Annotated in this window: 20 protein-coding genes and 2 pseudogenes; 3 read left to right on the top strand and 19 right to left on the bottom strand. The window is 57.8% G+C overall.

Annotation, left to right across the window (positions count from 1 at the left end):
- Window positions 1-216 precede the first annotated feature (216 nt).
- From P1L40_RS21430 to P1L40_RS21405, 6 genes are read right to left on the bottom strand one after another with little or no spacing between them, the layout of a single operon-like run.
- Entirely contained in the window at window positions 217-2,775 is a 2,559-nt protein-coding gene (locus P1L40_RS21430) for a type IV secretion system DNA-binding domain-containing protein (protein ID WP_284011693.1), read from the bottom strand.
- Window positions 2,772-3,437: a relaxase/mobilization nuclease domain-containing protein gene (locus P1L40_RS21425; protein ID WP_284011692.1), complete on the bottom strand. Its 666-nt coding sequence runs from the start codon at window positions 3,435-3,437 to the stop codon at window positions 2,772-2,774. The genes P1L40_RS21430 and P1L40_RS21425 overlap by 4 nt, the downstream gene beginning before the upstream one ends.
- Before the next feature lie 22 nt (window positions 3,438-3,459).
- The gene (locus tag P1L40_RS21420) at window positions 3,460-3,885 is read right to left on the bottom strand and encodes a hypothetical protein (protein WP_284011691.1); all 426 of its coding nucleotides are present in this window, start codon (window positions 3,883-3,885) and stop codon (window positions 3,460-3,462) included.
- Entirely contained in the window at window positions 3,882-4,265 is a 384-nt protein-coding gene (locus tag P1L40_RS21415; protein WP_284011690.1) for a plasmid mobilization protein, read from the bottom strand. Before P1L40_RS21415 ends, P1L40_RS21420 begins: the two co-directional genes overlap by 4 nt.
- Window positions 4,262-7,639, bottom strand: a complete 3,378-nt coding sequence (locus P1L40_RS21410; protein ID WP_284011689.1) for a VirB4 family type IV secretion system protein — start codon at window positions 7,637-7,639, stop codon at window positions 4,262-4,264. Before P1L40_RS21410 ends, P1L40_RS21415 begins: the two co-directional genes overlap by 4 nt.
- Entirely contained in the window at window positions 7,639-9,534 is a 1,896-nt protein-coding gene (locus tag P1L40_RS21405; protein ID WP_284011688.1) for a hypothetical protein, read from the bottom strand. Before P1L40_RS21405 ends, P1L40_RS21410 begins: the two co-directional genes overlap by 1 nt.
- 110 nt (window positions 9,535-9,644) lie before the next feature.
- Between P1L40_RS21405 and P1L40_RS23635 the strand changes: the two genes are divergently transcribed.
- Both P1L40_RS23635 and P1L40_RS23630 read left to right on the top strand, forming a co-directional pair.
- The gene (locus P1L40_RS23635; protein ID WP_379776807.1) at window positions 9,645-10,400 is read left to right on the top strand and encodes an IS4 family transposase; all 756 of its coding nucleotides are present in this window, start codon (window positions 9,645-9,647) and stop codon (window positions 10,398-10,400) included.
- A 132-nt stretch (window positions 10,401-10,532) separates the two neighbouring features.
- A pseudogene (locus P1L40_RS23630) lies at window positions 10,533-10,946 on the top strand (transposase); the annotation flags it as partial.
- Here P1L40_RS23630 and P1L40_RS21395 read toward each other — a convergent pair.
- The 9 genes from P1L40_RS21395 to P1L40_RS21360 form a co-directional block, all read right to left on the bottom strand.
- Window positions 10,943-11,749: a TrbL/VirB6 family protein gene (locus P1L40_RS21395; protein ID WP_284011687.1), complete on the bottom strand. Its 807-nt coding sequence runs from the start codon at window positions 11,747-11,749 to the stop codon at window positions 10,943-10,945. The pseudogene P1L40_RS23630 and the gene P1L40_RS21395 sit on opposite strands and share 4 nt — an antisense overlap.
- A 192-nt stretch (window positions 11,750-11,941) precedes the next feature.
- Window positions 11,942-12,850 (bottom strand): hypothetical protein, encoded by a 909-nt coding sequence (locus P1L40_RS21390; RefSeq protein ID WP_284011686.1) that lies wholly within the window; start codon window positions 12,848-12,850, stop codon window positions 11,942-11,944.
- Window positions 12,847-14,433 (bottom strand): DUF8186 domain-containing protein, encoded by a 1,587-nt coding sequence (locus P1L40_RS21385; RefSeq protein WP_284011685.1) that lies wholly within the window; start codon window positions 14,431-14,433, stop codon window positions 12,847-12,849. The genes P1L40_RS21390 and P1L40_RS21385 overlap by 4 nt, the downstream gene beginning before the upstream one ends.
- 359 nt (window positions 14,434-14,792) lie before the next feature.
- Window positions 14,793-15,281, bottom strand: coding sequence for a hypothetical protein (locus tag P1L40_RS21380; protein ID WP_379776801.1), 489 nt, complete (start codon window positions 15,279-15,281; stop codon window positions 14,793-14,795).
- A 2-nt stretch (window positions 15,282-15,283) separates the two neighbouring features.
- The gene (locus P1L40_RS21375; RefSeq protein WP_284011684.1) at window positions 15,284-15,448 is read right to left on the bottom strand and encodes a hypothetical protein; all 165 of its coding nucleotides are present in this window, start codon (window positions 15,446-15,448) and stop codon (window positions 15,284-15,286) included.
- A 224-nt stretch (window positions 15,449-15,672) separates the two neighbouring features.
- Window positions 15,673-15,948, bottom strand: a complete 276-nt coding sequence (locus P1L40_RS23440) for a tyrosine-type recombinase/integrase (protein ID WP_336402204.1) — start codon at window positions 15,946-15,948, stop codon at window positions 15,673-15,675.
- Window positions 15,906-16,784, bottom strand: a complete 879-nt coding sequence (locus P1L40_RS21370; protein WP_336402203.1) for a tyrosine-type recombinase/integrase — start codon at window positions 16,782-16,784, stop codon at window positions 15,906-15,908. Before P1L40_RS21370 ends, P1L40_RS23440 begins: the two co-directional genes overlap by 43 nt.
- Window positions 16,785-16,882: 98 nt before the next feature.
- Window positions 16,883-17,392, bottom strand: coding sequence for a DUF8154 family protein (locus P1L40_RS21365; protein WP_284011683.1), 510 nt, complete (start codon window positions 17,390-17,392; stop codon window positions 16,883-16,885).
- Entirely contained in the window at window positions 17,385-18,080 is a 696-nt protein-coding gene (locus tag P1L40_RS21360; RefSeq protein ID WP_284011682.1) for a nucleotidyltransferase domain-containing protein, read from the bottom strand. Before P1L40_RS21360 ends, P1L40_RS21365 begins: the two co-directional genes overlap by 8 nt.
- A 193-nt stretch (window positions 18,081-18,273) precedes the next feature.
- Between P1L40_RS21360 and P1L40_RS21355 the strand changes: the two genes are divergently transcribed.
- Entirely contained in the window at window positions 18,274-19,638 is a 1,365-nt protein-coding gene (locus tag P1L40_RS21355) for an FAD-dependent oxidoreductase (protein ID WP_284011681.1), read from the top strand.
- Between the two features lie 182 nt (window positions 19,639-19,820).
- On the opposite strand, the pseudogene P1L40_RS21350 reads toward P1L40_RS21355, so the two are convergent.
- The 4 genes and pseudogenes from P1L40_RS21350 to P1L40_RS21335 form a co-directional block, all read right to left on the bottom strand.
- Window positions 19,821-19,943: pseudogene (locus P1L40_RS21350) on the bottom strand (TRAM domain-containing protein); the annotation flags it as partial.
- A gap of 377 nt (window positions 19,944-20,320) precedes the next feature.
- Window positions 20,321-21,997, bottom strand: coding sequence for a transposase (locus P1L40_RS21345; RefSeq protein ID WP_284011680.1), 1,677 nt, complete (start codon window positions 21,995-21,997; stop codon window positions 20,321-20,323).
- 269 nt (window positions 21,998-22,266) lie between these two features.
- Complete coding sequence (locus P1L40_RS21340) at window positions 22,267-24,714, bottom strand: PAS domain-containing protein (RefSeq protein WP_284011679.1); 2,448 nt, start codon at window positions 24,712-24,714, stop codon at window positions 22,267-22,269.
- 146 nt (window positions 24,715-24,860) lie between these two features.
- On the bottom strand, window positions 24,861-25,613 hold the full coding sequence (locus P1L40_RS21335; protein ID WP_284011678.1) for a DICT sensory domain-containing protein: 753 nt from the start codon (window positions 25,611-25,613) through the stop codon (window positions 24,861-24,863).
- Window positions 25,614-25,676 lie beyond the last annotated feature (63 nt).

Here is a 25,676-nt window from a genome sequence, read left to right as displayed (position 1 = left end):
ATATAGGAATTAAATACTTTACTAGATATATGATATAATGTACAGCAGCAAAGGGCGGTTAAACAGATCCCTCCCCAGCTTGGATTCCAAGTCTCTGCTCTCAGTTCACCTAAACCTGTTAGAGATAGAATATACGTTCGATAGCAGTCCAGAAAGGGTGTTCTCCCTAACGGACAGTGGACGAAACAAAAACGAATAGCTCAGACCGATGCAGACTCACATGAAGTTTGCAGCGTCGATATCGTCGTCACCGTCGGTATCTTCATCGTCATCGAGATCAGCCGCTTCACCATCAGTGTCTTTCTCCGTGTCCGCTTCTAACACTTTCTCGATATCTTCGTCAGTGTGAACAGGCCCGTCATCTGGGGAGTGATCGGACCCCGCTACAGACTGGCGATCGGTGTCGCGAGTTGGGTTCTCTTCCTCACCAGCGTCAGCCTCGGGTGTGCCAGCTGGCTCGGATTCATCGGCCACTTCGTCGGGGTCAGTCTCTTTCCCACCCTCGGAATCAGTGGAGTCATCCGCCCCATCAGTATTGTCATTATCGAACAAACCCGATCCGTCATCAGATGTCTCCTGTCGGTCCTCGCCGTCGACTTGGTTGAGGAACTCGGTGCGGAACTCGTCGCCCATCTGGAGGGCTTCAGTGTGGGCCGTTACTTCGTTGAGAACCTCCTGGGGAGTCAGGCCAGTCTGGTCATGGAGGTCGATGAGGAGCTCCTTGATCTCGATGGTTGCGTCGGCGCCGATCTGAAGTGAGAGGACCCGATCGTCGAGCATCGAGCAGACATCCTCGAAGGCGTCGATATGTTTCGGATCAGAGATCGGTGGCTGGTCGAGATCGAGCCGGTCGAGCGCCTCGTCCCACTTCGCATAGGAGAACGCCAGCGACGGAGACTCAACGTCATCAGCAGCCCACACATCTGGGTCGACCGCGTCGTCCCCGTCGGACTCGCTCTGGTCCGACGATCCACTGTCGGACTCTGACCGTCCGAGCCGGGACCGAAGCAGTGCGAGCCAGCTGTCAGTGTCTTCGAGATCATCCTTCGTGTCGTCCAGCGACACCGGCGACTCGACGCCCCTCTCAGGGAGGTTATCACGGACCTCGTGGAGTTCGTGAGCCTGTCCATGCCACCAGTCAGTCCGGCGGACGGTGACACATTCCCCTGGCCCGAACTTCCTGAGCTGTCCGGGAGTCAGCGGATTCTGATCTTTCTCCTGGTGGCGTCGACGATTCTGTTCGCTTTGGGAGCGATCGCCGGTCGATCTAGAGACAGCAACCATCTCCTGCGTCTCGAAGGTCCGGTGGTCGCCAACCTCGTCGAGGACGAACTGCGTGGTCTCTCGGTCACCGGGGCCGAAGTACACCCCCTGCGGGCAGTTGCCCAGGATACCAGAAACGTTCGAATAGGTGTCCTTCAGCTGGCCGACCGTCTGGACGCCCACCAGCGCACGGGCTTTCTCCTTCCGGCCACGGGCGGTGAGGTTCGTCACTTGGGTCAACGGTGGGAGTTGGTCGATTTCGTCGAGGATATTGACTGTGGGATTCGGGGCTTCCATTGCGTAGCGGATCGACCAATCCAGCAGCAACTGGAACATCGGCCCGAGGGTCGCCATCCGCGAGGGTTCGGAGTCGATGATCAGGACGCGCCCGTCGGGATTCTCGATGTACTCGTTCAGCGAGAACTCGCCGTACTCCGCGAAGTCGTCGACGAACACTGGCCGAGTGTGCTCGCGAAGCGTCTGGTAGACGTTCCGTGCGCCCTTCCCCTGGTCTGGGTCGAGGTGGCCAGCGTCCAGCCGTTGGTCGTATTCACTGAGTTTCTGATATAGTTCGATATGGCCTTCCTCAAGCAGTTGCACGAGATCGAGATGGCAGAGTTCGTCGCGACGGTTGTTTTTTTGCGCCTCCAGGTGGAGGTACATCAGGACGTCCTCGAAGACCTGCTTGGCTGGTGTGTGGAAGGGGTTGTGCCCATCGGGTTCGCCGAAGATCGTACGGGCAATCTCTCGGAAGTCACGCCGGCTGTCAGCGTCTTTGAACAGATTCCAGACCACATCCCCGCCGTTGGCGCTGATCCGCTTGACGTCGAAACCAAGATCCTCATAGAAGCGCTGGAAATCTTCGCCGGCGTCGTGTGCGATGACCGCTGTGTCCCGATGATACGGGAACTGGTAGGCCAGCAGCTGCATAGCCGAAGTCTTGCCCGAGCCGGTCTCGCCGATTACGGCTGTCGAGACATCCTGGTCGATTGTCGGCGGCGTCGGGGCATCGTCGCTCTTGTCGTCGACGTGCTCCAGGGGGACGACTAGCTCATCGTCGTCACTGTCGTAGGGGTCCAGTGCCAGCATTGCCGGCGACGTCCGCCGAAGCAAATCTCCCCCGGCCACTACCCCGATCGACGCCACGTACAGTCCTGCCGAGACCTCGTAGGAGACAAACGGCAGCGCGATGCCGGGGAACTGGAAGCCAGCGAAGATTCCGACGAGTGAGAGCCCTGCGACGATGTGGGCGAACGGTCCCAGCAGCAGCCAGATAATTTCCCCGTTCAGTAGCGCCGGGAGGAAAAAAATAGCCGTGACCACTGTGAAGCCGAGATAGAGATACCGCCAGGCCCAGAAGCGCTTGTGTAGTGGCTTGTCGGCGTCTACCCACATCGCTGGGAACATGAACATGAAGAACGCCCAGAAGATCATCACGACGCCGTCGTCGCGCAGCTGCGTCGGGACCTCTGTGTTCTTCTGGCCTGGCTGGGTGCTCGGATCAGAACTCACTGCGCACCACCCATCCCGAAGTCACGCTCTGGTTCTGGTTCCCGTTCCGGCTCCGGCTCTCGGTCTGGTTCACGATCCATCTCAGGCTCTTGCTCTCGGTCTGGTTCAGGCGAGAGCTCCCGATCGGGTTGCGCTTCTTTCCGAGCCTCCCGATCTAGCTCTTTCTCGTGAGCTTCCTTGCGACGTTCCTCAGCGCGTTCCTGCTCTCGGTCGACGTCGCGCTCTTTGAGGCGTTCTTCTTCGCGGAACTGTGATCGAGCTCGCGAACGGAATCGCTGAATCTCTTGACGATCCATCCGCAATTCAGCCTCTCTTCCCGTCGCAACTATATGCGAATGAGGATGGCAATCTTCGCTGTGTACCCCGTATAGGTAGTCCATTGTCGGGTTTGAGGTGAGCTCTTGCTGCATCAACTGCTGGGTGTGCTGGTCAATCTCGGAAGGAGAATAACCTGCTCGTGGGTCGGGGGAGACGATAATATGCCTTTCAAACCCAAAGTCGCGGCTCTTCTCCACAAAATCAGACACCTGCTGATCAGTGAGTGTACGTCCTGCTGGTCCCCGAACCGGGACTTTATGGCCCGTATCTTGTGCCCGGTTTCTACGGACATACTTGACCAGATTGCCTGCACCCCCTCGCTGGAAATCTGTTTTTGTAATCATCAGTCGCTCTCAGAAAACGAGATTATTCATCACTTATTGCTGACTCAGACTGGTTACCAGTCGAATGCTGATCAGCAAGACGCTCCGAAGCTCGCTTCATTGCTTCTTTTCGCTGAGCGGGCCCATAGTCTTCCTTGAGAAGCTCCCACAGCGAAATCACATACATCGTCCGAAGTGATTGAAGATGTTTGATCTCTTCCCCCGTTTCTGGCTCAAGTTCGTCGAGAGTTTCCATCACCTCCTGCCGGGCTTGTTCAATCTTCAATTCTAATCGCTTACTTGGATTATACCGATTCTCCTCGGCTTTCTCATCCTCAGTTTCAAGATGATTTTCTAAGGCCTGTGAACAGAAATCCGAAATGCTGAGTCCTGCATTCTCTGCCTTTCTTTCTATCTTTTCAGCCAGTTCGTCGGACGGATAGAGTTGAATTCGATTGTCGCGACTCATTGTGCTTCACTCCGCTTGTTTTTCAGTTTCTCAACGCCTTTATCCAGCCGTTCGGATGCTGATTCCATTGATTCTTTCCGAGCTTCTTTGGAGAACTCGTCTCCAAGCAGTTCCCACAAGGCTATGCCATAGAGCTGCTCTTGTTCGGTAGAACCACCAAAAACCCGAGTCGCCCTGGTGTTAAGTTTCTGAGTGATGTCATTGATTTGGTCCTCAATTCCCAGATCCGACATCCGTTTCTGCTGTAGTTCCCGGGCGATTCGTTGTTCGACCGCTTCAAGACAGTATTCAGAGACACTCACACCACACTCATCCGCCCGCTCTTCGATCCTATCTTTCTGCTCTTGCGTCCCGTACATCGTGATTTTCTTGCGAGTCATTCTGCGTTCCCTCCGGTGGTTGTCGAGTCTCCATTCTCTGAACCGCCGTCAGCGACTGCTGCCGCCGCTCCGTTCCGTTCGAGGGCCACTCGTACCGAGTCCATCAGCTCTTCCTGGGAGAGTCCAGACAGCACTTTCTCGGCCTGCTGTGGCTCCAGGCCGAACCGTTCGGTCAACTCGTGGCGGAGGCCGTGGGCGTAGACGAACTGCTCGAATTCCTTGATCTGCTCTGGTTGTTTGTCGACCAGCGCTGCCAGTGCATCCCGGCCGTGATCGTCGAGGTCGATTACCCGCTTTTCCTCCCAGGACGTGCGAATCGTCAGTGGGTAGTCACCGTACTCGTCGACGCGAACCAGCGCCTGTGAGTACCCCTGGCCCTGTCCTATCGACTCTTTCCCGGCCTCGGCCGTGTTGATGTAGTGTTGCTGTTCGTTCGTCAGCCCCGCTCGATTGGCTGTTTTCTCGCCCAGGTCCGGCTCGCGGTGGTGGACCATAATCGGACACATGCCCGCGATTTCCTCGGCCACCCCTTCATCGTAGAATTCCTGGAGCGTCTGGGAGAGCATCACCAACCGGAGCCCGGCGTGGCGCTGGTGACGCGCAATCTGGTTGAGGAACGCCAGATTAGCTGCGTCGTTGAACAGGTAGTGGGCTTCGTCGATGATGATCTCCACCTTCTGGTCCATGTTCTTGGCCTGCTGGTAGAGATTGCTCAGCAGCAGCTGCATGATGAATGACTGCTTGCCGAGGCCGCTACCGGACCCCTCGATTTGCTGGAGGTCCAGGTAGACCGCCTTGCTGTTGTCGTCGATCAGCTTCAGGTTCGACTCTTCCGAGAGGTTCCCGTAGGTCGAGCCCTGCCGGAACGGGTGCAGCGCCACAGAGAGTTCGTTGGCGTACTCGCGGATCTTCTTCTGTGAGGATTCGGTGGTCGCACCGGGGAACAGCGAGGGGTCCTCCTGGATCTTGTCGATCAGATCCAGGAAGTCTGCCATGCTGGGCGAGTTCTCTGGGGTGTGCGTCGAGGGATCATCAGGGTCGATATCTGACTGCTCGAAGATCGCGTCGATCAGGAACGTGATCAGGCCCGAGTGCATCTCCAGGTCGATATCCCGACTCTTCAGGAAGTTCTCGATCACCCCGTAGACTTCGTCTTTCTTCGAGGCCACGGGTTGCATGTCAGGGGACTTCCGGAGGATGTGTTTGGGCGTGGGATGCATCTCACACGGGTTCAGCGGTGTCTCCCCACTGACCGTAATCGTCTTGGCGTCGAGCATCTTCGCCGATCCACGCATTCCAGCCACGGGGTCGATGAACACCTGCTTGACGTCCGACCGCTTTTTCATCATCCGGATCGAGCGGGCCTGGGTTCCGTGGGACTTCCCACCACCGGGCATTCCCGTGACCAGTTCGGAGTGGCCGGTCTCCAGTTCCCACGGGTCGATCAGCAGCGACGAGCCGTTGTGGCCGTGGGTCCCGTATTCGATGCCGTCCTCCATGCGGAGGTAGTTCGACGAGAAGGGGAACATCGACCCCAGGGCTTCGCCGGTCATCGCCGAGAGGCGACCACGGCCCAGTTCGTTCCCGCCGAGCGGCGAGACAGTGACCATCCCCTGTTCCTGCCGCCGGGTGGTCCGTTTCACCGAGCAGTTCGCCGGCGCGTCACGCAGGATTGTTTCGAGCTGGTTGGTCTGAGTCCGCAGCTCCTCTTTCGAGTCGGCCGTCACGCGGACGAAGACGCCGGCTTGGTAGAGCGAGGCTCGGTTCCGCCGGACCAGTTGCCGGAGGTGCTTCGCGCGGTTGATATCGTCGCTGATGTCCTCGGCTTCGAGTTCGCCTTGATCCTCTTGGACCATCCGCAGCGAGGTAATCCACTCGGACATGACTTGAATGGCTTCTTGCGACTCGTAGGGGTCGATGTGGATGTTTACGTCGGCCCGCAGGTCCGTGTCCAGTAGCAGCCGCTCGAAGAGGCCGTTGGTCGGATGCTCGGGGAACGTCTCGATCCAGAACGTCCGGGCGTAGGTCTCGTTCTCGATGACGGTGTAGTCGGTCTTCCAGTCTATTGCCGTCGGTGAGACGATGGACTTGTGCTTACGTCCGGGCTGGTTGACGTCCGGCGAGATGTATTCGATCTCTTCGTCCTCGATGTCGTCGTGTGCCAGCTCCTCCATATCGTCGAAGTCGTCGGAATCTGAGTCTGAGTCTGAGTCTGCGTCCTCTTTGTCGTCGGTTTCCCAGGGTTCGCTCTCACTGTCAGCCGACGGATCAGCATCGGCGTCGGCATCGTCGGCGAGGTCCTGGGCAGAGAGGGCTTCGTCGACCTCGGTGCCGCCGTTGTCCTGCCCTTTGGAGTAGCTGATCGGCGAGATGCTAGCTGTCGACTGCCAGTCGGAGTGGGGACGGGACTCACAGGCCCAGAAGTCCTTGGTGAGTTGGGCGAGTTCGAACGGCGAGACTGCGGACCCACGGCAACGGTAGAGGTTGTCGACCGCCCGCGAGACGTTGCCCAGCCGGTCGTTCAGTTTCTTTGCCTTGTAGTGTTCACGCTCGGCGTCGGTGAACGTCTCTGGCGCGACCTTCGAGACGACTCGGCCAATTCCGGGCAGGTCCTCGAAGTAGCCCAGCAGCGATGTTGACTCCCGTTCGAGATCGTCGATGTCGCTATCGGTGACTGTGACGATGATGTAGTACTCTCGCTGCATCTCGGTGGAGTCCTCGATATCACTATCACCGTCCGTGTAGCGGTTGACCCACTCCGAAAGCACACCCCGAAGGATGGGGAGGTCCTGGACGTCTGGATCATCCAACCGGTCGATGTGGGCCTGGATGTGTGACTGGTTGCTTACGTCTCTGGTCGTGACGAAGATTTCGGTGGTCCCTTCGAGGGAGTTGACGAGGTCGGTGAGCGAGGAGACGGCTTTGGCCCACTGCTGGCCGTCTTCGAGGGCCATGTTGGCCGGGCGGACCTCGACGGCCCCGACGTGAGCTCCATCGACGCGCTCGATCCCGTGGGGCATGATGCGCTTGAGGCGGGTGACGTGGCGGGTGTCCTGGTTGCCTTCATCGACGGTGTACTCTTCCTTGCGGGTGGCAAACCGGAGTCGGACCATCAGCCACTCTGTCAGCCGGTAGTAGCGCGGTCGAATTTGGAAGAGTGCGTACAGGAGCACTTCGGAAGCGATCAGGGCACCCGTCGCCGGGAGGAACGCCCCCGCGGGGACGAACGGGAGGCCCATGACGACCAGCCAGGCGAAGACTGGGGCGAGGAACAGGAACAGTTCACCGAGCGTGTACTGTCCCCAGAACTTTGTTTTTCCGTCAAGCGATTCGTGGATGATGTTCGTGCTATATTCGCGGTTTGTGTTACTCATTAGTCATCACTCTCCGTGTTTTCTGTCGTGAACGGCTCTGCGTAGGCTTCGGGACCGAGGACTTCGTCATCGGTCGCTAGTGCGTCCTTGATGCTTTGGCCGGAGTCAGACCCGACAGTGCTCTCCTCTGTGTCTGTGGTCGCGGAATCGGGCTGCTGGGAGCCCCCTTCGGACGCCCCTGGTGAGGAGGAACTAGTCGATTGTGGGGCCGAGTTAGAGTCAGGCTGTGCTGTTGTCTGTGAGGTTGGAGGCTGGCTCGTGTCTGGAGAGCCGTCGGAGAACCCCTGCTGATATTTGTCTGCGTCTGGGTTCTCGACGATATCTGACGGGGTTAGTTCTGTAGTCGAGGTAGTGGAGTCCGCAGCTCGACCCTGTGGAGGCTGATCGCCTGGCGAGGAGTCTGTAATCTCAGCGGGCGAGCGGCCAGGTGTGTCGACGCCGTCGGTATCCGGCACCTCATCGCCTGGTTGTGGCGGATCAGCAGATACTGGGTCTGAGCCACCACTGTTTGTCGAGGACCCCTGCAGTGGTTCGGGGTCCATGTCAGCGCCGGACTCGCCGGAGTGGAGGGGTTCAGACTCTACCGTAGGTGAGTCCGACTCGCCAGTGTCTGTCGGTCTGTCGGGAACCGATTCCGACCCCCAGGTATCAGTTGGGGACTCGGCCTGGGTATCGGAGTCTGCACTGACGCCTCCTACTGGAGTCGGTTGTTCGGGTTCCATGTCGGCGCTGGAGTCGCCGGAGTGCAGTGGTTCAGGCTCTACCGTTGGTGGCTCGGAGTCAGGGGTACCACCTTTGCCCCATCCTGGCGGGACGACGGGTTCAACATCGCTGTTATCTATTGACCGCGGTGTGCTACCCGTGGGGGAAGCAGCGAGCTTCTCGGCTGGGACTTTCACTTCCCCTGGCATATTGACCGGCCGTACGGTGGCTTCTTTTCCTGGCACTGGCGGTTTTGTCACGGTCGCACGGGCGTCAGATCCTTCGAAGTCGTCAGCGGTGATTCGGACTGCAGTGCCTTCGCTGAATGTCCGGTCGACCTCCGGGCCGTGCTCGTACATCACGACATCGTCGGGATCGACGGTCATGTTTTCGTCCAGGTCACGCGTCTCGGGGTGGACCTTAAGTTCACCGTCGGCAGCGTCAGTGACGATGGCGCGTTTTTCCGCATAGTCGAAGTCTTCGTTGTCGACCACCACACGATCTCCCTGGGAATAGTCGTCCTGTGACGCATCGACCATCGCCGCCCCATCTGGTGTCTCGCCGTGGCTGGTGATACTGTACCATCCCGTTGGCGAATCACCGTTCGAGGGGGATGACCCACCCCCGGCGTCCGCGGTTTGACCTGACTTGGGACCGTCGATCCCGTTGGTCGAGGGGTCAGGCGACGACGGTCCGTCGGCCCCGTCTGTGGGGATGTCCTTTCGATCAGTCTGGAAGAGATCTTTCATCGAGTCGATATTCTCGTTATCCTCCCAGAGGTTGCCACCAGAGACACTCTCTTCTGACGACCCGCTAGTCCCAGAGTCACTGGAATTCGAGCTGCCATCATTAGACGCTGCGTCAGCTGAACTCCCACTACTCGGTGGCGTCTCGGCTGATTCAGAGTCATCGTCCGTAGAAGACTCAGCTTGCGGAGGCTGCTTCGACGAGAGGCTCCGATGGAGCTGGTAGGCCTCCATACTGGCGGCCTTCCCCTCCTTGGCTTTCATGCCGGCCGAGACCATCGAGCCAGTGGCAGTTCCTCCAACTGCAGTAGCTCCGAGGACTAGTCCGGTCTTGGCTGTCCCCGAGAACATGTCCGCGCCTTTGGTCGCATAGGAGCTAGTCTTTTCAACCATTATCCGCTGGGATTTGGCGGCCAAGAACAGAATTAGGAGGTTGACGTAGACCATAAATTTCGGCGGGAGTCCCCAGGTGCATCCGTCTTTAGTTAGTCGAGAAACCGCGTGACAGCGACGGCTTATCGAGGCTTCTTTTCGAGAGGAATGAGGAGGCAACGGCTGTGCACACCAAAGCCTCCTCATCGAGAATCATGCGTCGGCTCACTACACTGTTTCCCTCCGAGTTCCTCGAAGAGCACGCCGAGGAACTCGGCGTAGTCGAACGAAACAGAAAGGCGCAGATGCCCGCCCTCGTGTGGTCATTCGTGTTCGGCTTCGCCGCAGGCGAGAGCCGAACACTTGCTGGCTTCCGGCGTAGCTACAACGCCACTGCCGATGAGACGCTCTCTCCCGGCGGATTCCATCAGCGGTTGACGCCAGCTTTTGCGGAGTACCTCCGCGACCTCGTCGAGCACGGCATCGACGAGGTCGCTGTTCCTGACGCTGTTGACATCGATATCGACCGATTCAAAGACGTGATGATCGCCGATGGAACCGTGCTGCGGTTGCATCGGCTTCTCTCAGATGAGTTCGAACCACGGCGAGGGGAGCAGGGTGGAGCGCGGCTCCACCTGCTCCACAACGTCACCGACCAGACAATTAATCGGTTCAGCGTCACTGACGAGAAAACACACGACAGCACCGAGTTTTCCACAGGATCGTGGCTGGAAGACCGGTTGGTGCTGTTCGATCAGGCATACTTCAAGTACCGCCGCTTTGCGCTGATTGACGAGAACGACGGCTACTTCGTGAGTCGGCTGAAACCGAACGCAAACCCGGAGATAACGGCGGAATTGCGGGAATGGCGTGGCGACGCCATTCCCTTGGAAGGAGAAGATCCAGAATGTCGTAGACGATCTCTACCGCGAGTACATTGATGTCGAGGTCGAAGCGACGTTTCAGCGACGCGAGTACGCGGGCACGCAATCATACGATAGCAAGACATTCCGTGTCGTCGGCGTCCGTGACGAGGACGCCGACGACTACCATCTCTACATTACGAATCTCCCGAGAGAGGAGTTTCTGCCGGCAGATCTGCGACGATCTATCGCTGTCGGTGGGAGGTAGAACTGCTGTTTCGTGAGCTGAAGACGCAATATGAACTGGATGAGTTCGACACAAGCAAGACGTATATCGTGGAAATTCTGCTGTACGCGGCGTTGCTGTCGCTGTTAGTGAGCCGTGATCTGTTGGATCTGGTTACCGAGCAAGCCGACGACGAGATCGTGTTTCCGCCGGAACGCTGGGCGGCGACCTTCCGGTCGCACGCCCAGGTTATCCTCCATGAACTCGGTGAGTTTCTCGGCTACTCACCACCGCCACTGCTGGAGCGACTGATCGAAGATGCCCAGAAGATCCATCAGCAACGACCGATCTTACAAGAGACGCTCGCTACCGCTACGCAACCGAGGTGTGAGGCCTAACTAAAGACCAATGGTCCCCAGGTGTTTCCCTCCAGCGCAAGGCGAATCAGAATGGCTGGTGGAATCCCGGCAACTAACAGTCCAGGATATGCACCTGCAATCTGCTTTGCTAGGCCGGAAAACCGGTTCAATGGCCAGACCTCCAAGGCCCAGAATACCCCGACGACCGGCATGAACAATGTCAAGAGAATCAGCCCTATCCACCGTCCCAAGAATATCAAGACTGATTTGATCCAAACGTACATCGACAAAATAAATATCAGTATCAACCCCTCAAATCCGATAGTATTACTTATTTGAAACACCCCTGCCAGAAAGACTACAGCGGTTTTCCCTGGTGGAGCAGAGTTAACTATCGCAAAGCCCAGTTCATTAAAGAACTGGCCCGCAAGGGAGGCAGTCGGAAGCCAAAAGAATATCGCCATGAAGGCAAAGAAGACCCTCCTCGTGAGCTTCTTTCGCACCATTGGATCAATCGACTTGTACCGGACTCCAAGGAAGGCTACAACGATGAACAGGATACCCAGCGCCAGCCCACAAGAGAGGCCCCAATAAATATCTCCAATAAATCCCGCCCAAGGTGGATTGACCGCTGTAGTGAAAGCTAGATCAATCTTCGATCCACCGACTGCCGGATTAGGGGGACCTCTTGGTGCGGGAGTGCCAATAATGGGGTCTTTCAGCGCTGTACTCCAATTCGCGGCGTGGTCGGTTCCCCCTTCAGCGGAATCAGACAGAAACCCTTTTATCGCTTTTTTGAATTGTTGGCCAATTTGATCAGTGGCATTCAGGGGGTTCGGCAAGCTAACGTTCGGAGCCGGACCACTCGCTTGTACATTAGGTATGCTAGCACTGGAAGACGTACTGTTCGAAGCGGATTTGATAGCCTCGACAACCGAGGATTGGTCAGAGTCCGTTGCGATAGGGCCAGCGTCGCTGACCGTTGAGTTGCCGTCTTTGACTACTGCAGGGCTACCTGACATATGCAGCACCCATCACTGTTCGTTGTGCGTTGTGCCTGGAGAGACGGTTCTGGCCTCACCCGTCAATACCGGCCGGCAATTGTTTGTTCCCTCGTGTTTGTACTTGAGGGGGAATTTTATTGTAATATCATCCGCACAGGCCATCGAAATCCGGACTTTGGCATCTTCGGTATCTGTGCCCAAGTCCGGACAATTCCAATGGTGATAGAGGAAGCGTTTCAGCGGCAAGACGGACTCCGACTGCCCCTTAATAATCGGATTGTCAGGGAAACGCTGTGCGTTCTGCTCCCCACCAGATGCATGATACGCTGGGTCATTGTACGTGTTATACCACTCAATGAGTGCTGGCTTTGTTCCAGTGTTTTCGATGACAACTCCCAAATGCTCACCCGAGAATCCATCGTGAGGGGTAAGGTTCGGATGGTCGTCTGGTTTGACAATTTGTTTGAACTGGAGATTCGGTCGATAGGTGAATGGAACATCTGTTTCACTGTTTTCACCGATCAATACCAGCGTATTTTCACTCTGAGAGATTGAGTCAGCCATCCTGCCACGGCCTACGTCTGCGAGTTTGAGCCGAGCTTTTGTCTCTCCCGAGGCTAAATCGGCCTTGGAGAAACGCTTTCCTTGGCTAATGAGATTAATTCTGTTGATGCTTGCATCATCTGCAAGTGTAATCTCTGCAAATAGGACAGCTGTACTTCCCTCCCAACCTGACGTGTAGGAGATGGACTCGATCGGTGTTGCGTCCCCAGGCTTGGGTGTCGGTGTTGCTTCTGTCCCCGACGAGGTCGAGTTCTCCGATGTTGAGCTCGAACCGCTGATACACCCAGCCAGTGCGGTCATCCCACTCCCGACCAGGCCGAGCACTGTTCGTCGATCAATGTGCGAGTTGGTCTGCGAATTCGTGTTCTGAGTCATTGTGAATACACTCCAATGAGTCGTCCGTTCGTCAGTACATCAACAAAGTACAGCATCGCGATCATCGGCCCAAACATCAATATCACTGCTACTGCGAGCTCAATGGCGTGCTTGAAGGCCGGAAATCCACCCCCAATACGTTGAATCGTCTTTGTTTCAGACATCGCTGTTTCCCCACTTCCGTAGTGACGATTCTGCTCCCACCACGTCTCTCGGGGAATATACCGCATTTTCACCTCTCGGACATGTGGTTGTGCTAAATGGACAATTACACGCCCATTGCTGGCTCTTCCTATGTTGTGGGCTCTCGTCAGATTGACACGGCTCTTTGCCCGCCGGCTGTTTACCACCAATGTCCCCCGTTTCTGTGGGATTCCGGAGACTGATATTGCGGTAATTTTGAGGCTTGTGTGGGTCTTATTCCGATTCGCTAACTCTGCTGTCAGATTCACTGGGTATACTTGCACGACCGAAGACGCTGAGAGCGTTGCAGTTTGCTTACTCCCTCGGACAATCCCAGTGACCCGAATGTCCTGATAGTCGGTCGCCAGTCTGGTGCCCGCTTCCCGGATTGCTACCCGCTTGGATCTGGTATATTCACTCACTCCCGCCAGATTCACAGACGACGACACAGTGGCACCAGAAGCATCCGGCCCCGTGTTTTTTGAGACCCGGAAATCATCAGTTAACCGCGTATAGTTCCCCTGACTCCCGGTAAACGAGGAATCAGCCCCTTGGTTGTCCCGATAAACAGAGGTAATGGCTCCATCTTCAGCAGGGATGGCATGAACCTGAAGTGGGCGAATCTTATGGAACGTCGGTCCACTTGGTCCGATACTCGTCGCTGGGTTTTTCGATTTGGTCCAGTATTTCCAGCCGGTTGGACTCCGTGTATAGAAGAACCACCGGCTGTGAACACGCTGGCCCGTTGAGGAGAACTCAATGCTGCGCCACATCCGAGGGACTGCGACAGATGCACCAGCACTATCGCGGTGATCTCCAACCTTGCCGTACACCGTCGATGGGCCAAGCAACTGTGTCTTGACCACTCGACTATCGGAGATCGACTGCGATACGGTGCTCTTCCTTTGCCTGACTGTTCCGTTTGTATGGAACACAGTCTTTCGCTGCAGGGTGACGTTAACCGTGCCATTGACGGTCAACTTCGATGTCCCATTGATCTTCTTGAACTCGAACGTCGGCTTGTGTGTCGACGCAGCTAACGAGTCCTCCGTCGAATTGTTCACCCACAGGTCAAGATTTTCAACCTCTGAATCAGTGACACGCCATGTTGTCACGAACTTTGGTCGTACCACCTTTGCCGGGCGTTCCACCCGGTAGTTCAGTACCGCTTCCACCGAGCCATTGGGACGCACATATTGCGTCGTACCGTTTTCGTGGTGGACAACTGTCGACGGGGTGACACGGAAGATTTCGATGTAGGCATCCCTAATCGAGCCGTTTGACTTCGTATTAGCCCGGTTTGGGTACACTGAGACGTTCCGCCCCATTCCGTTGTATAGCCCCATCTCGATGTTGTTCCACTGACTGATATCTGGCGGATACGGGAATCGGATGTCCATCTTGCATGCGAGAGCCCCATATACTGCTGAGGTGTTCTGTAGGGCACTCTGATTGAGGGTGACATTCTTGTAATCGGGGTCGCCAGACCACCACACTCGGAACGTTGTATCGTCGAATGTGTGGCTCCGACTGGGTGGCTTCGTCCCAGGCGGAGACGACGTCGGCGTCGACCCGTTGAAGCAGTCGATCCGTGGCAGTCCCCCCGACAGTCGGGGTGCAGGCTCGCTGGCCCCAGCTGCATCGCTCTCCGGATGACCGTCCGGGGTAGCGGCGCCCGGCACAGTCATGCCAACGAGTGCGAGGACCAGCAGACCAAGTCTGAGTGTGGCGGGCATGGGAGGCGGAGACCTGTCGTCCGTTAGTACGGCATCACGCAACTCGAGAAGCCGAAGCCGATGGTATTGCCAACCTTGTCCACCAGCTCTGGGGCGACAACCGCCAGGACGATAATCCCGAATCCGGCGCCGGTCAGGACCAGATCAGACCGGGCCTTGTTCTTTTTATTCGGATTGCCGCTCGCTCGCATATACGACAGTCCCGACCGGCCCATGAAGAACATCGTTGCGGGGACTCCGAGTCCGGCGATCGCGCCAAAGACCAGCCCGATTCCGGATTCGACTGGCGTTCCACAGAACACCTTCCCGATGGTGGTATTGTTCGCGGCCAGGACTGGCATGACATACAGCGCGGCCCCTGGACCCAGCATATACCACAGGAATCCAACCTGTGATGCGAGGTGAGCAAACGGGTCCTTGAACGTCGCCTCACCATGGGTCTTGGCTCGCGACCGCAGTGTTTCGAAGAACGATTCGTCGGACGGCTCGTCGGAAGTAGTCTCGTCAGTCATCGTTAATCTCCAGAAGTTGCTTCAGGGCGGTGCTGTTCGGGAATCTGGTCCTCCGGGATCACTTCTTCGTCAAGCTTCTCGCGGACGAAGCCTGAGAGGTTGAACCGCTCAGTGTGTTCCTCGTACCGTTTCTGGTAGTCCCGGAGCTGGATGATCTTCTGTTCCATCGCTGTCCACCATATCTTGCCCTCGTCTTAGTATAAAAATGCAAGGATACTAGTGTAAATTTAACTGGGTACAATTCAGGGAATACATAGTATTCCTGAATTGTGGCGGGGTGGGGTGGAAGCGGAGAATTTCGTGGTAAATTTCCTAAGTATTTTCGGAGTGAAATACGCCTGGAGAAACACTCGAAACAGGGTGGGTAGCTGACCGTAGCCGATACGGCCGCTTACTCGTCGTCGAAGACGTCAGTGTTGTCTTCAGCGAGTTCGCTCGCTTCGATATGGGAGTACATTTGGCTGGTGGTCGAGGGATCAGCGTGGCGAAGGGTCCGCTGTGCAGCTGCGGCCCCGCGTTCGCGATAGAGTTTCTCGCCGACACCACGGCGAGCGCCGTGCAAGGTGAGGTACTCGCCGGCGTCGATGTCGAGATCCGGGATATCCGCTTCCTCGGTCCAGCGCTTCAGTAGGGACCGAACCCCGGACGTTGTGAGCGACGGCGGCATGATACCCTCGTCGACAACGAACTTCCACGGGTCGCCGTCCGGCCGGTCGTAGCCCGCCGTCTCGATGTTCTCATAGAGCGTCGGCGCGTGTCGCGAGGGGAAGACGGGCAGTCCCCATCCGGCGACGACAATAGCGTCTGGAGACGGCTCAGCGGTTCCACTGCCTGGGCGGGAAGTGGTGTCGGTTCGACCTGCTGGTTCTTTCCGAGGACGGTGATCGTCCCGCCGCCGAGATCGACGTCGGCCCAGGTGATGCCCGTCCGACGAGGGTCGTGCCGGTCGGCGAGGATTTCGGCGCCGCGAACTCCAGTGTACGCGAGGACAGCCCCCAGCGCTCGATCACGGACTGGCTCGAAGGCGTCGACGTCGTCGGTGTGGATGGCTTTGCGGGCTCTCTCGTCGAGGTACTTCATGAGTGCCTGCCGTTGTTCTGGTTGCCAGAACTGTCGCTCGTGATCGTTCCCCGAGGGCTTCGGTGGCAACTGGTCTTTCGCCCGGCCCTTGTTCGCGGGATTCTCGGGAATGTATTCCCATTTCGTCGCCCACGAGAGGAAGGCGGAGATCTGGCTGTAGTACGTCCAGGCTGAAGAGGCTGCGATCCCGTCGTCGGCATCGGCCTGCCCAGCACGGACGCGACGAGTGAGGTGGTCGGCGTAGCGGGCCATCGTTTGGACCTCCACATCATCGAGCGTGTGGACGTCGCGATCGGCACACCAATCGATCCATTTCCCGACGACTCGTTGGAGGTTTGCAGCGTAGTTCGGGCTCTTTCCGTCGACAAACTCGTCGAGTGCGTCCGAAAGGCGACGTGAATTTCCAGGGGCGTCAGCAGACATTCCTTGCTCTTAGGAGTGCTGATGGGCTAGTAAATCTACTGCACATTAGTCTTGTGTAGGTGGAGAGTTCGAGAATATGGTCAGAACGCTACAGACAGTCAGTCACACAAACAGACTCCACCCTCGCGAATCTGGTCTACCACGAATTGATGGACAGCAGTGGCGAGTTCGGTCATTGCTTCTGCTTGTTCTTCGGTTGGCCGACCACCGCCGTAGTAACTCTCTGTCCGGTTTTCGCTGTAGAGGTCTTTCATTTCCTCTGCGGTCTGTTTCTCGAAGAGTCCGATTTGATGGGCGCGCTGGTAACTGAACTGGTGATCCTGAAAATCTTGGAGCGTATCGTTCGTCATCGAGAGAGCATAGGCCTCGATAGAGCGTTCAATAGCTCCGAAACAGACCTCGATAACAGCGGTGTAGTACCCGTCCTGTGCTTGGAGTGTGTCGACAACTTCGAGAAGGCGACACGCTTTCGTCAGCTGTGTCTCCCAGTCTGCATCAGCGCTGATCCCTTCTTCAAACTCCGTTCGGCCGCGTCCAACCATTTCGAAGGCGTCCTGCGCACGCTCGAGTGCTTCGAGGACAGCTGCGGGGTCCGAACCACTACTCATCGTCGCCACCTTCCTCTAAGAGGAGATTTTCGACCGTTTGGAAGTCGTTGGTCTTGTAGACCGGAATTCCAGAGACGATGATTTCCCGGATGTCCTCTGTATAGGCTGGAATCGCCTGGATAGCCTCAATATCGATGTCGTAGGCGTATCGGTCTCCATCGAATTCTGTCTCTTCGAGATCACGGGCAACGGCATTCGCTTCCCGTTGGCTTTCAGCCCGTCCGGAGCGTGTGAGCACCCAGAGATCGATATCGCTCCGCCTATCAGCCTCTCCCCTGGCAACGCTCCCATACAGAATGATACCGACGACATCGCTAATATTCTCACGAAGCTTCGTGACCGCGGCTTTGACCGGTTGGTGATACTCGACTTGCGGAATCCGAAGGATCGGATCGTCTGGGATAGATAGGCGTTGTCTGTTAATCTGGACGAGTCGCTGGTTGCTTTCGGGAGATTCGACGACCAGATCATTCGCACTGAGAACGTCCACTGCCCGCCGGACCGACTGGGGAGAATGGCCAACCTGCGCTGCAAGTTCTCGGAGCGAGAAGTCACTAAGTCTGTGATTGGTTAAAAATAGGAGAATATCGCTTGTCGCTTTGTGCTTGAATAAACCCGGATCTGAAGGGGGTATTGAAAGCGAAATAGATGTCCCGGAATTATCTGTGTTTGCCGTCTCGTGGCTCATGTGCCGTCACACGAACCACTACTATAAATAGATTATATGTATTGGCTCCTCTTCTTAATATACAAACTCAGATCCGTTCCCTGTTTTCCTGGCCGGCGGCACGGTGGCCTTGCTGCTCACCCTCGCTATCTCCCGGTGACAGCGTCGAGTGTGGGACCCAACGGCTAAGCGGCGTCAGGCCAACCGAACGGATATGGACTCGCGTGCGACTCGGCGGGCTGCCCTGGCTGGTGGCGCGGCGGCCCTGACGGGGCTGGCTGGCTGCAGCGGCGCCAGGTCGGCGCTCCGGGATCTGCGTGACGCCACCGGGAACGTGCTCGTCGTGGGCGGCGGCATCGCCGGCCTGGCGGCGGCGCACCGCCTGGCCGACGCCGGGCGCTCGGTCACCGTCTTCGAGGCCCGCGACCGCCTTGGCGGGCGGATCCAGACGAGCCGCTCCTGGGATTTGCCGGTCGACCTGGGGGCCTCCTGGCTCCACGGTGTCGCGGGCAATCCGCTCGTCCCGCTGCTTGAGACAGCGGGCCTGGCCCGCCAGCCGACCGACTACTATGACAGCGTCTTCTACGGGGTCGACGGGGCCCCGCTCTCTGACCGCACGCTTGACCGGACCTACGACTACTTCCGGGCGGTCCGGACGGCGACCCATCGTGCTCGGGACAGGGGGGCGGACCACTCGCTCTGGTCTGGTATCGCCCGCGAGGTGGACGTGACCCGCCTCTCTGCCGTCGAGCGTCGGCACCTGGCGTTCGTCCTCACCATCGAACTGGAGCACGAGTTCGGCGCGGACGTGACGGCGCTGTCGGCCCGCTACTGGGACGAGGGGGCTTCGCTCCGGGGCGGCGACGAACTGGTGGTGGACGGCTACGACGGGCTGGTCGGGTCGCTGGCCACCGACCTCGACGTGCGGCTGGGCCACGAGGTGTCCCGCATCGAACGCGGCCCTGGCGTGACGGTAGTGACTGACCGGGGGTCGTTCGATGGGGACCGCGCGATTGTCACGCTCCCGCTGGGCGTGTTGCAGGCCGGCACCGTGACGTTCGCGCCGCGGCTCCCCCGTCGCAAGCGCCTAGCCATTGACCGCCTCGGGATGGGCCTGCTGAACAAGTGCGTGCTCCGGTTCCCACGCCAGTTCTGGCCCGACCGGACCATCATCGACCGCGTCCCGCTCCGGCGGGGCCACTGGGCCGAGTTCCTCAACCTCGCGAACGCACTCGGTAAACCCGTGCTCGTGGGGTTCAACGCCGGTAGCGCCGCCCGGTCGCTTGAGGCGCTGGACGACGACGCGACGGCGGCAGCGATGGTCCGGGCACTCCGGCGTGTCTTCGACGACGTGCCAAAACCCACGGACGCGCTGGTCACCCGCTGGGCAGCGGACCCGCACGCCAGGGGGGCCTACTCCTTCCTTCCGCCCGGCTCGGCGCCGCGGGACCGCGACAGACTGGCCGCCCCCGTGGGCGACCGCCTCTTTTTCGCCGGCGAGGCTACTTCCCGGGCGTATCCGGCCACCGTCCAGGGGGCCTACCGCTCCGGCCGTCGCGCCGCCGAGGAGATACTCTGAGCCACGGGGCACCGGCCCTCCCCGTGAACCGCAGGGCACGCGGGGATTCGGCCGTGCGTCGAGAGCATCGCCGAGGAGATCGTCGACCATGTACAGCGATCCCACCGGGGCTACCGCCGTACGGTATTCTTTCTCTGTCGCCAGATCAAACTCCGTGATCGACTGTCGGTGTATGAGTCTGCTCAGTCGTAGTAGCTCACGCGCTCGAGAACCTCGGCAAAGGCAACATTCTCCGTCACATCAGCGATCTCGATGGTGACACGCTCGCCCTGTTCCGTGTCGGGAACGATAACCGTGAATCCCTGGCTTGTTGCCCTGCATCGGGTAGGCTGACCCGAGGGCGCAGGGGAACGTAAAACCACAGCACATTATAGCATTAATGTGCAGTGTATTGGTCAAAGCACAGATTGCCAGTTTCAAGTCTTCTACATGGCCAATACCACAATCTGCGGAATTATAAACTGTATAGTGCTATAGGGATTTACGACGTCTGGGAGTTGAGACTACAAGGGGTTTAGCAGGGCTGTGATGCGTGAATTTGACCGATTCGGTCAGCGGAAACTGCCCCAGATGGCTCTCCAAGCGGCTATTCTTGTCATACTCCCAATCGTATGGGCGAATTTTCGAGACTTCCAATAGTGTAGCCACTCAGACGGCACGCTAACCCGAATAGAGTTCCTCACTACCCGATTCCAGTCTCCTTCTTCAGCAGCGTCAGCGTGTTGTCCGCTGTAATCACCGGTGAGTGCTCGTACTCCCCAGTCAATTCGACCTGTACGAGCAGATCGACAGCCCGCCAGATTGAGTACAACAGGCAGGCGAATGCGAAGTAAAAGAACCGGAGCCCGAAATCCTTCGACGTCGTCGCCGCCATGAACCGCTTTATCGATCGATAGCCACTTTCGATTTCCCACCTGTAGCCGTACTCCGTAAGGTGTCCGCTCCCCCGGTTCGTCATGAACACCGAATACTGCCGGTGGTCGTCGTGCTCGGAGTCCTCTTTCCGCCGGTAGATCAGTGTTGTTTCGTGCCATTCGTTCTTCCCGAGGTGGAGCTTCCGGTCGGTCTCGTATCGGTCCTGGTCACACTGGAGCAATCGGTTCGCCTGAGCCTTCTCGCTGGTCTGCATCCGCTTTGGCACGACGTAGGAGAGGCCGCGCTGGCTGATCATCTCTAGGACGTGCTGGCTATCGAACTCCCGGTCCATCAGCACGTTATCGACGTGAACAAGGTCCTCAGCCGAATCCAGCAAGTCCTCGACGATCTCCTTTCGTGACTCGCCTTTCCGTACCGGGCGGGCATCAAGGACGAGTGGGACAGCGTTGCCGACTAGCTGGACCGTTGCCCACTGGTAGGCGTACTCGTCGCTCTTCTCCTTCGTTCCGATTATCTCGTCCTCGCGGCCGGTGCGGTCACCGGTAAAGGGGTCGTCCTCGGTGATGTCGATCGCGACGATTCCGGCTCGAAAGAACTGCTCTGTCTCCGAAACTTCGTTTAGGAGCCGAGTGATGGCCTGCTGGTACATCGCTCGCACCTGTTCAATCGAGAAATCGCGAATCTGCTCGCGATGGGCGTGCCCCAGCGGGGTCCGATCCCGAGTCGATTCGTAGAGGAAACTACGAGCACCTTCGTTCGCAGCCAGCCGCTCGCGAAGTCCGAGATATGTCTGTAAGTCCCAGTACGCGTTCTCGTGGATCTCGCAGCCGTCTCCACGATCCAGCGAAAATGCCGGGAACACAATGCGGCTGACGTGTCCGGTGATCTTCTCTGCCTGCTCCAACGTAGTTTGATCATTCGGGTCTGACTCACCAGACTCGTTCCCGTGGTATCGGAGCTTTCGTGCCGGCTCACGCGGAACCGCGACACCTGCATTCTGTGCTTTGATGAGAATCGTTCGAGCCGCTGTCTCGACAGTCTCTCGGAGGTCAGGGGTGAACCGCTCGTACCAGCTTCGCCACAGTGTCGACTGGTCCGGGATCGTCTCGAAACCCAGTTGCTCGCAGAGTTCAGGGCGGGTCCCGAGGTAGTCGACGAGTGCTGTTTCGTGCTCCCATCCGTGGAGTTCCTTCAGTACGAATACCCGAAAGAGAGTGTCCATCCGGTAGCGTGTCGACCCCGAATACCGGTCGTGGGCACCGAACCTGAAGTAGGCTAGCGGGAGTGCACAGACGAACTCCTCGACGGAGTCGTGACTATCGTGGTCAAACCACGTCTCTGAGACTGACCGGATATCGGATTCCAGTCCAGCGAGCGACGTTCGATCGTACAACGGTGTCGTATCATAGACTGGCCACGCAACGTGCGGCTGGCGTGCGATCCGTCGAAAGACAACACATCGAGACTCCCGAGAAGTTGTCACTAGAAGCCTTTGACCATGACATGCTCAAAACACCATCGTGCCACTAACCTCACGGACTCATAGGTTGAATATCCTGCTGCCGGATTCGTTGACGCTGGCCTGATCGGGGAAGAAGAACGTAGACTCGAATAGGCCCTAGAAAGCACAGGGTGTAATTGGATGCCAAACGTCGAGATCCCCTGAGAACGTGTTCCAGATGCCCCCGACAACGCACAATCGGGTATTCTTCTCCAGGGATTTTCGCATACTAGCCAGGGAGATGATAATTATCACTGCAATCGGTCGAATAGTCGCTCAAAAAGTGTTTGTTGCGCGTTTCGCAGATGATAGGAGAAGGTCGATTGGGTCAGTGAGAGCGCGTCGGCGATCTCGGTTGCCGTACTTCGTCGCGGCGACTGGAAGTACCCGCCGTACATCGCCGCTCGAAGGACCTGTTGTTGCCGGTCCGTGAGTTCGGTTTCGAAGATATCTCCCAGCATCCGATCGACTGCGTGTGCATTTGACTTCGCAGCGGGAGTGTATTCCCGTTTTGAGACCAACGTCGTTTCCGGGAACGACTCCTGGACACGCGTCACGAGCGAACCAATATCGGTACCGAGAGGCACTTCGCAGACGACCTCGGCCCGGCCGTCAGTTACCGTATCCGTCGTGACGACTGCACCCTCCGTAATGAGTGTCTGTACCAGGGACTGACGGTGCAGTCCGATTTCGACTTCTCCACCTGGCAGGTCCTCGGTGTGATGGATCTGTCGCACCTGGGCGGCCCAATCTCCGTTCTCCGCGATATCATCCATAGCATCCAACGAAGCGTTCTGAACAGACGCATAGTGGACGAGCATCTCATCCGACGCCGGAATCGTGTCCCTGATATCGATCGTACAATCTAGTTGTTCGGAAGCGGAGACGAAAAACGACGCCGAGTCAGTGCTCTCGAACGTGAGCTCGGTCACTTTGTCGGCATGGAGAATGCGCTCTGTCGCAAGTGAGTGAAGAACTTGCCCAATCCGCTCGCCGAGCGTCGTCAGGAGTGTCTGCTCGCGGCTCCCGAACGCCTCTCCACGGTCTGTATACAGGACGAGTAGATCGTAGACGCGTCCCCTATGCTGAAGCGGAACGATAGCTCCGCCCTGGAACCCCTGGTCGAGTGTGTATGCTCGCCACCGGTCAAACCGTGAGTCGGTTCGGTTCCTCGTAACGACCTGTACATCGCCTGTTTCAACAGCGACCTCAGCCGGAGCGACCTCTGTCTGCGATTGTATCGGAAGGGACACCGACTCGTTGGCAGCGAAAGCCCCTGTCCCCTCCTGGAGATCTGATTCGTTTGGTGCTGTGCCTGGGGTGTGCTCACTGATCCGTACGTACTGGTATTCCCGCGTGTCCGTCAGCAACTCACAGATGGCCTGTTTGGTCTCCTCGTCAGCGGTTGCGCTGTTGAGAATCTCGTTAACTGGATGGAACGTCTCGATGAGCTGTTCGAGACGTTTGGTAACGGTGACATCTTCCAGTGCAACAATGATCTGCTCGATCGATCCGTCCTCGGTTTTGATCGGGGCGACGTTACTCGACAGCCACCGTTCGGAGCCGTCCGGAAGCGTGATTCCGTGGGTGAACCCCGTAATAGTCTCGCCGGTTTCGAAGACACGCGTGATCGGATGGTCTTCGCGTGGGATTGGGTTGCCCGCCTCGTCCCAGATATCCCAGTCGGGGTGGTCGTACCTCTTTCGATCCATCTTGCGTCTGGACAGGCCAAGTAACTCTTCGGCACGGGAGTTCGCGCGAGTGATTTCCCCCTCGGCGTCAAGGAGGACGATCCCCACAGGAGTCGTTTCCAGAACGTGATCCAGTTCTCGTTCGGCTACCTTCGTGTCGGTGATTTCTGAGAAGACGATAACGACGCCGTCGTCGCTCGGATGGACTCTGGCTTCGACCCACTGCTCTTTTTCGGCGTTATATCGCTCGAAGGTTGTCGGCGACTGCGTGTCGAGAGCCGTCTGGATTTTCTCTTCGGCGATGGTGTCTGCCGCTTCGGGAAAAACGTCCCAGACGTGCTCACCACGCAATTCCTCGCTGTCTTGACCGAGAAGCTGTGCAGCCTGCTGGTTCACGTATGCGTAGTTGAGGTCACCGTCGAGTACGGCAACGCCATCGGATACGCGCTTCAGACTGTCTATCTCCCATCGATCGACCCCCTCTTTGACGAGTGAAACGAGCGCCTCGACCAGTTCTCGTTCTACTGGGAGCCACTCTCGCCCTCCGGTGTCGGGTCGCTGGTCCGTGCACACGGCCGTCATCGAGACGGCCGTGCCAGTGCGTGTGCAGGCCTCCGCAGTCAGAGGATCACCGGTCCGCTGGAAGCCGTCGGTTTCGAACAAGTCACCACCGACTCGCATTCTGACCTCGATCGTTTCAGGTTGCTGGAACCACTGTGGAAGTTCGGTGACGAGCGTGCGGACACTCTCGTCAACAGGGGCGGACAAACCGACGAAGAGGTCACTCGCCCGTGTGAGTGCTTCCAGTGCTTTCGTCCGCGCTCGCAGTTCTCGCCTGGCTTCCGACTCTCCGAGCCCGTAGGAATCGTCAGCTGTGCCAGCTCTTTCCTGTATGGGCTCTTCGGACACGAAGGTATCACGCCACGAAACAGAACCGGTCTCGACAGATTCGGCGTGGTTCGACTTCTTCCATTCCTCACCTCCTCTTTGCCGGTTCTGTTCTGCCATTCTCCATCATTGTCTGTTACCCAGGCATAAATAACATTCTTCTGATTTCATATCATGAGAACGTTCCGCTAGTACCACCAACCGAGTGTTTGTCAGTTTCTGTATCGAGACGCCCGATTTCGGTATGAACTCTCGATTTACAGGCATCAGAGGGCGGACGGCACGTCGTCGGACGGGGAGTCGTACGTCCGATTCAAATATTCGAGGATGTGGTCGACGAACCCCGGGTCGTATGTCCAAATTCCGTAAAACGCGCTCTCGTTGCGTTGGTGGGCGAGTAGGGCACTCTTCTGCGTGTCGTCGCCACCCCCGTCGAAGACGACGAACCACGTTTCGGCGATTTCGTCGGTCGAGACCGCATGAACGGGAGCAGACCCGAGATCCGGTGGCGTGGCGTCGGGAACGCCGTAGGCGTGCACGGAGACACCTCGACGAGCGAGATCGGAGTAGACAGGTTGCTGTTCTGCCATGATCGAGCACTGCTGGAAGCCCGCGTGAATCGAACCCTGGCCGACCCGACGGGCACGGTCTTCGATCTCTCGGGACGCGAATAGCAACTGTTCGGTGTCGTAGGATGTGAAGGTAGTCTCCTTGAGATACCGGAGGATCCCTTCGTATTCGCCGTCGGCAATACCGAGGTTGCCGTCCCCCGCGGGAACGTCCTCGAGTAACTCCCTGAGAGTCGCTACGTCGACGGTAGCGAGCACTTCGGACGTGTTGCTGAGGACTGCGACGTCTTCGGGAGATCCCGAAGCCGTTCGTCCGGCGGTGATACGCACGTTCAGTGTCTCGAAATACGTCCTGAGGTCATCGTGTATCGTGTCAGTCGGATCGACGTTGAACAGACGGAGTTCCTTCTCCCGGTGTCTGATAAGCTCGATACTGTCCCGCAGATCCATCGACGCATCCGAATATGAGACCATCCAGTACTCCTCCCTCGTTTCTATCTCCGGCGTCTGGTG

It is taken from the genome of Haloarcula pelagica, from assembly GCF_030127105.1.
Lineage (GTDB): Archaea > Halobacteriota > Halobacteria > Halobacteriales > Haloarculaceae > Haloarcula > Haloarcula pelagica.
The sequence above is the reverse complement of the archived record's forward strand: the minus strand, read 5'-3'. Positions and strand labels throughout refer to the sequence as shown.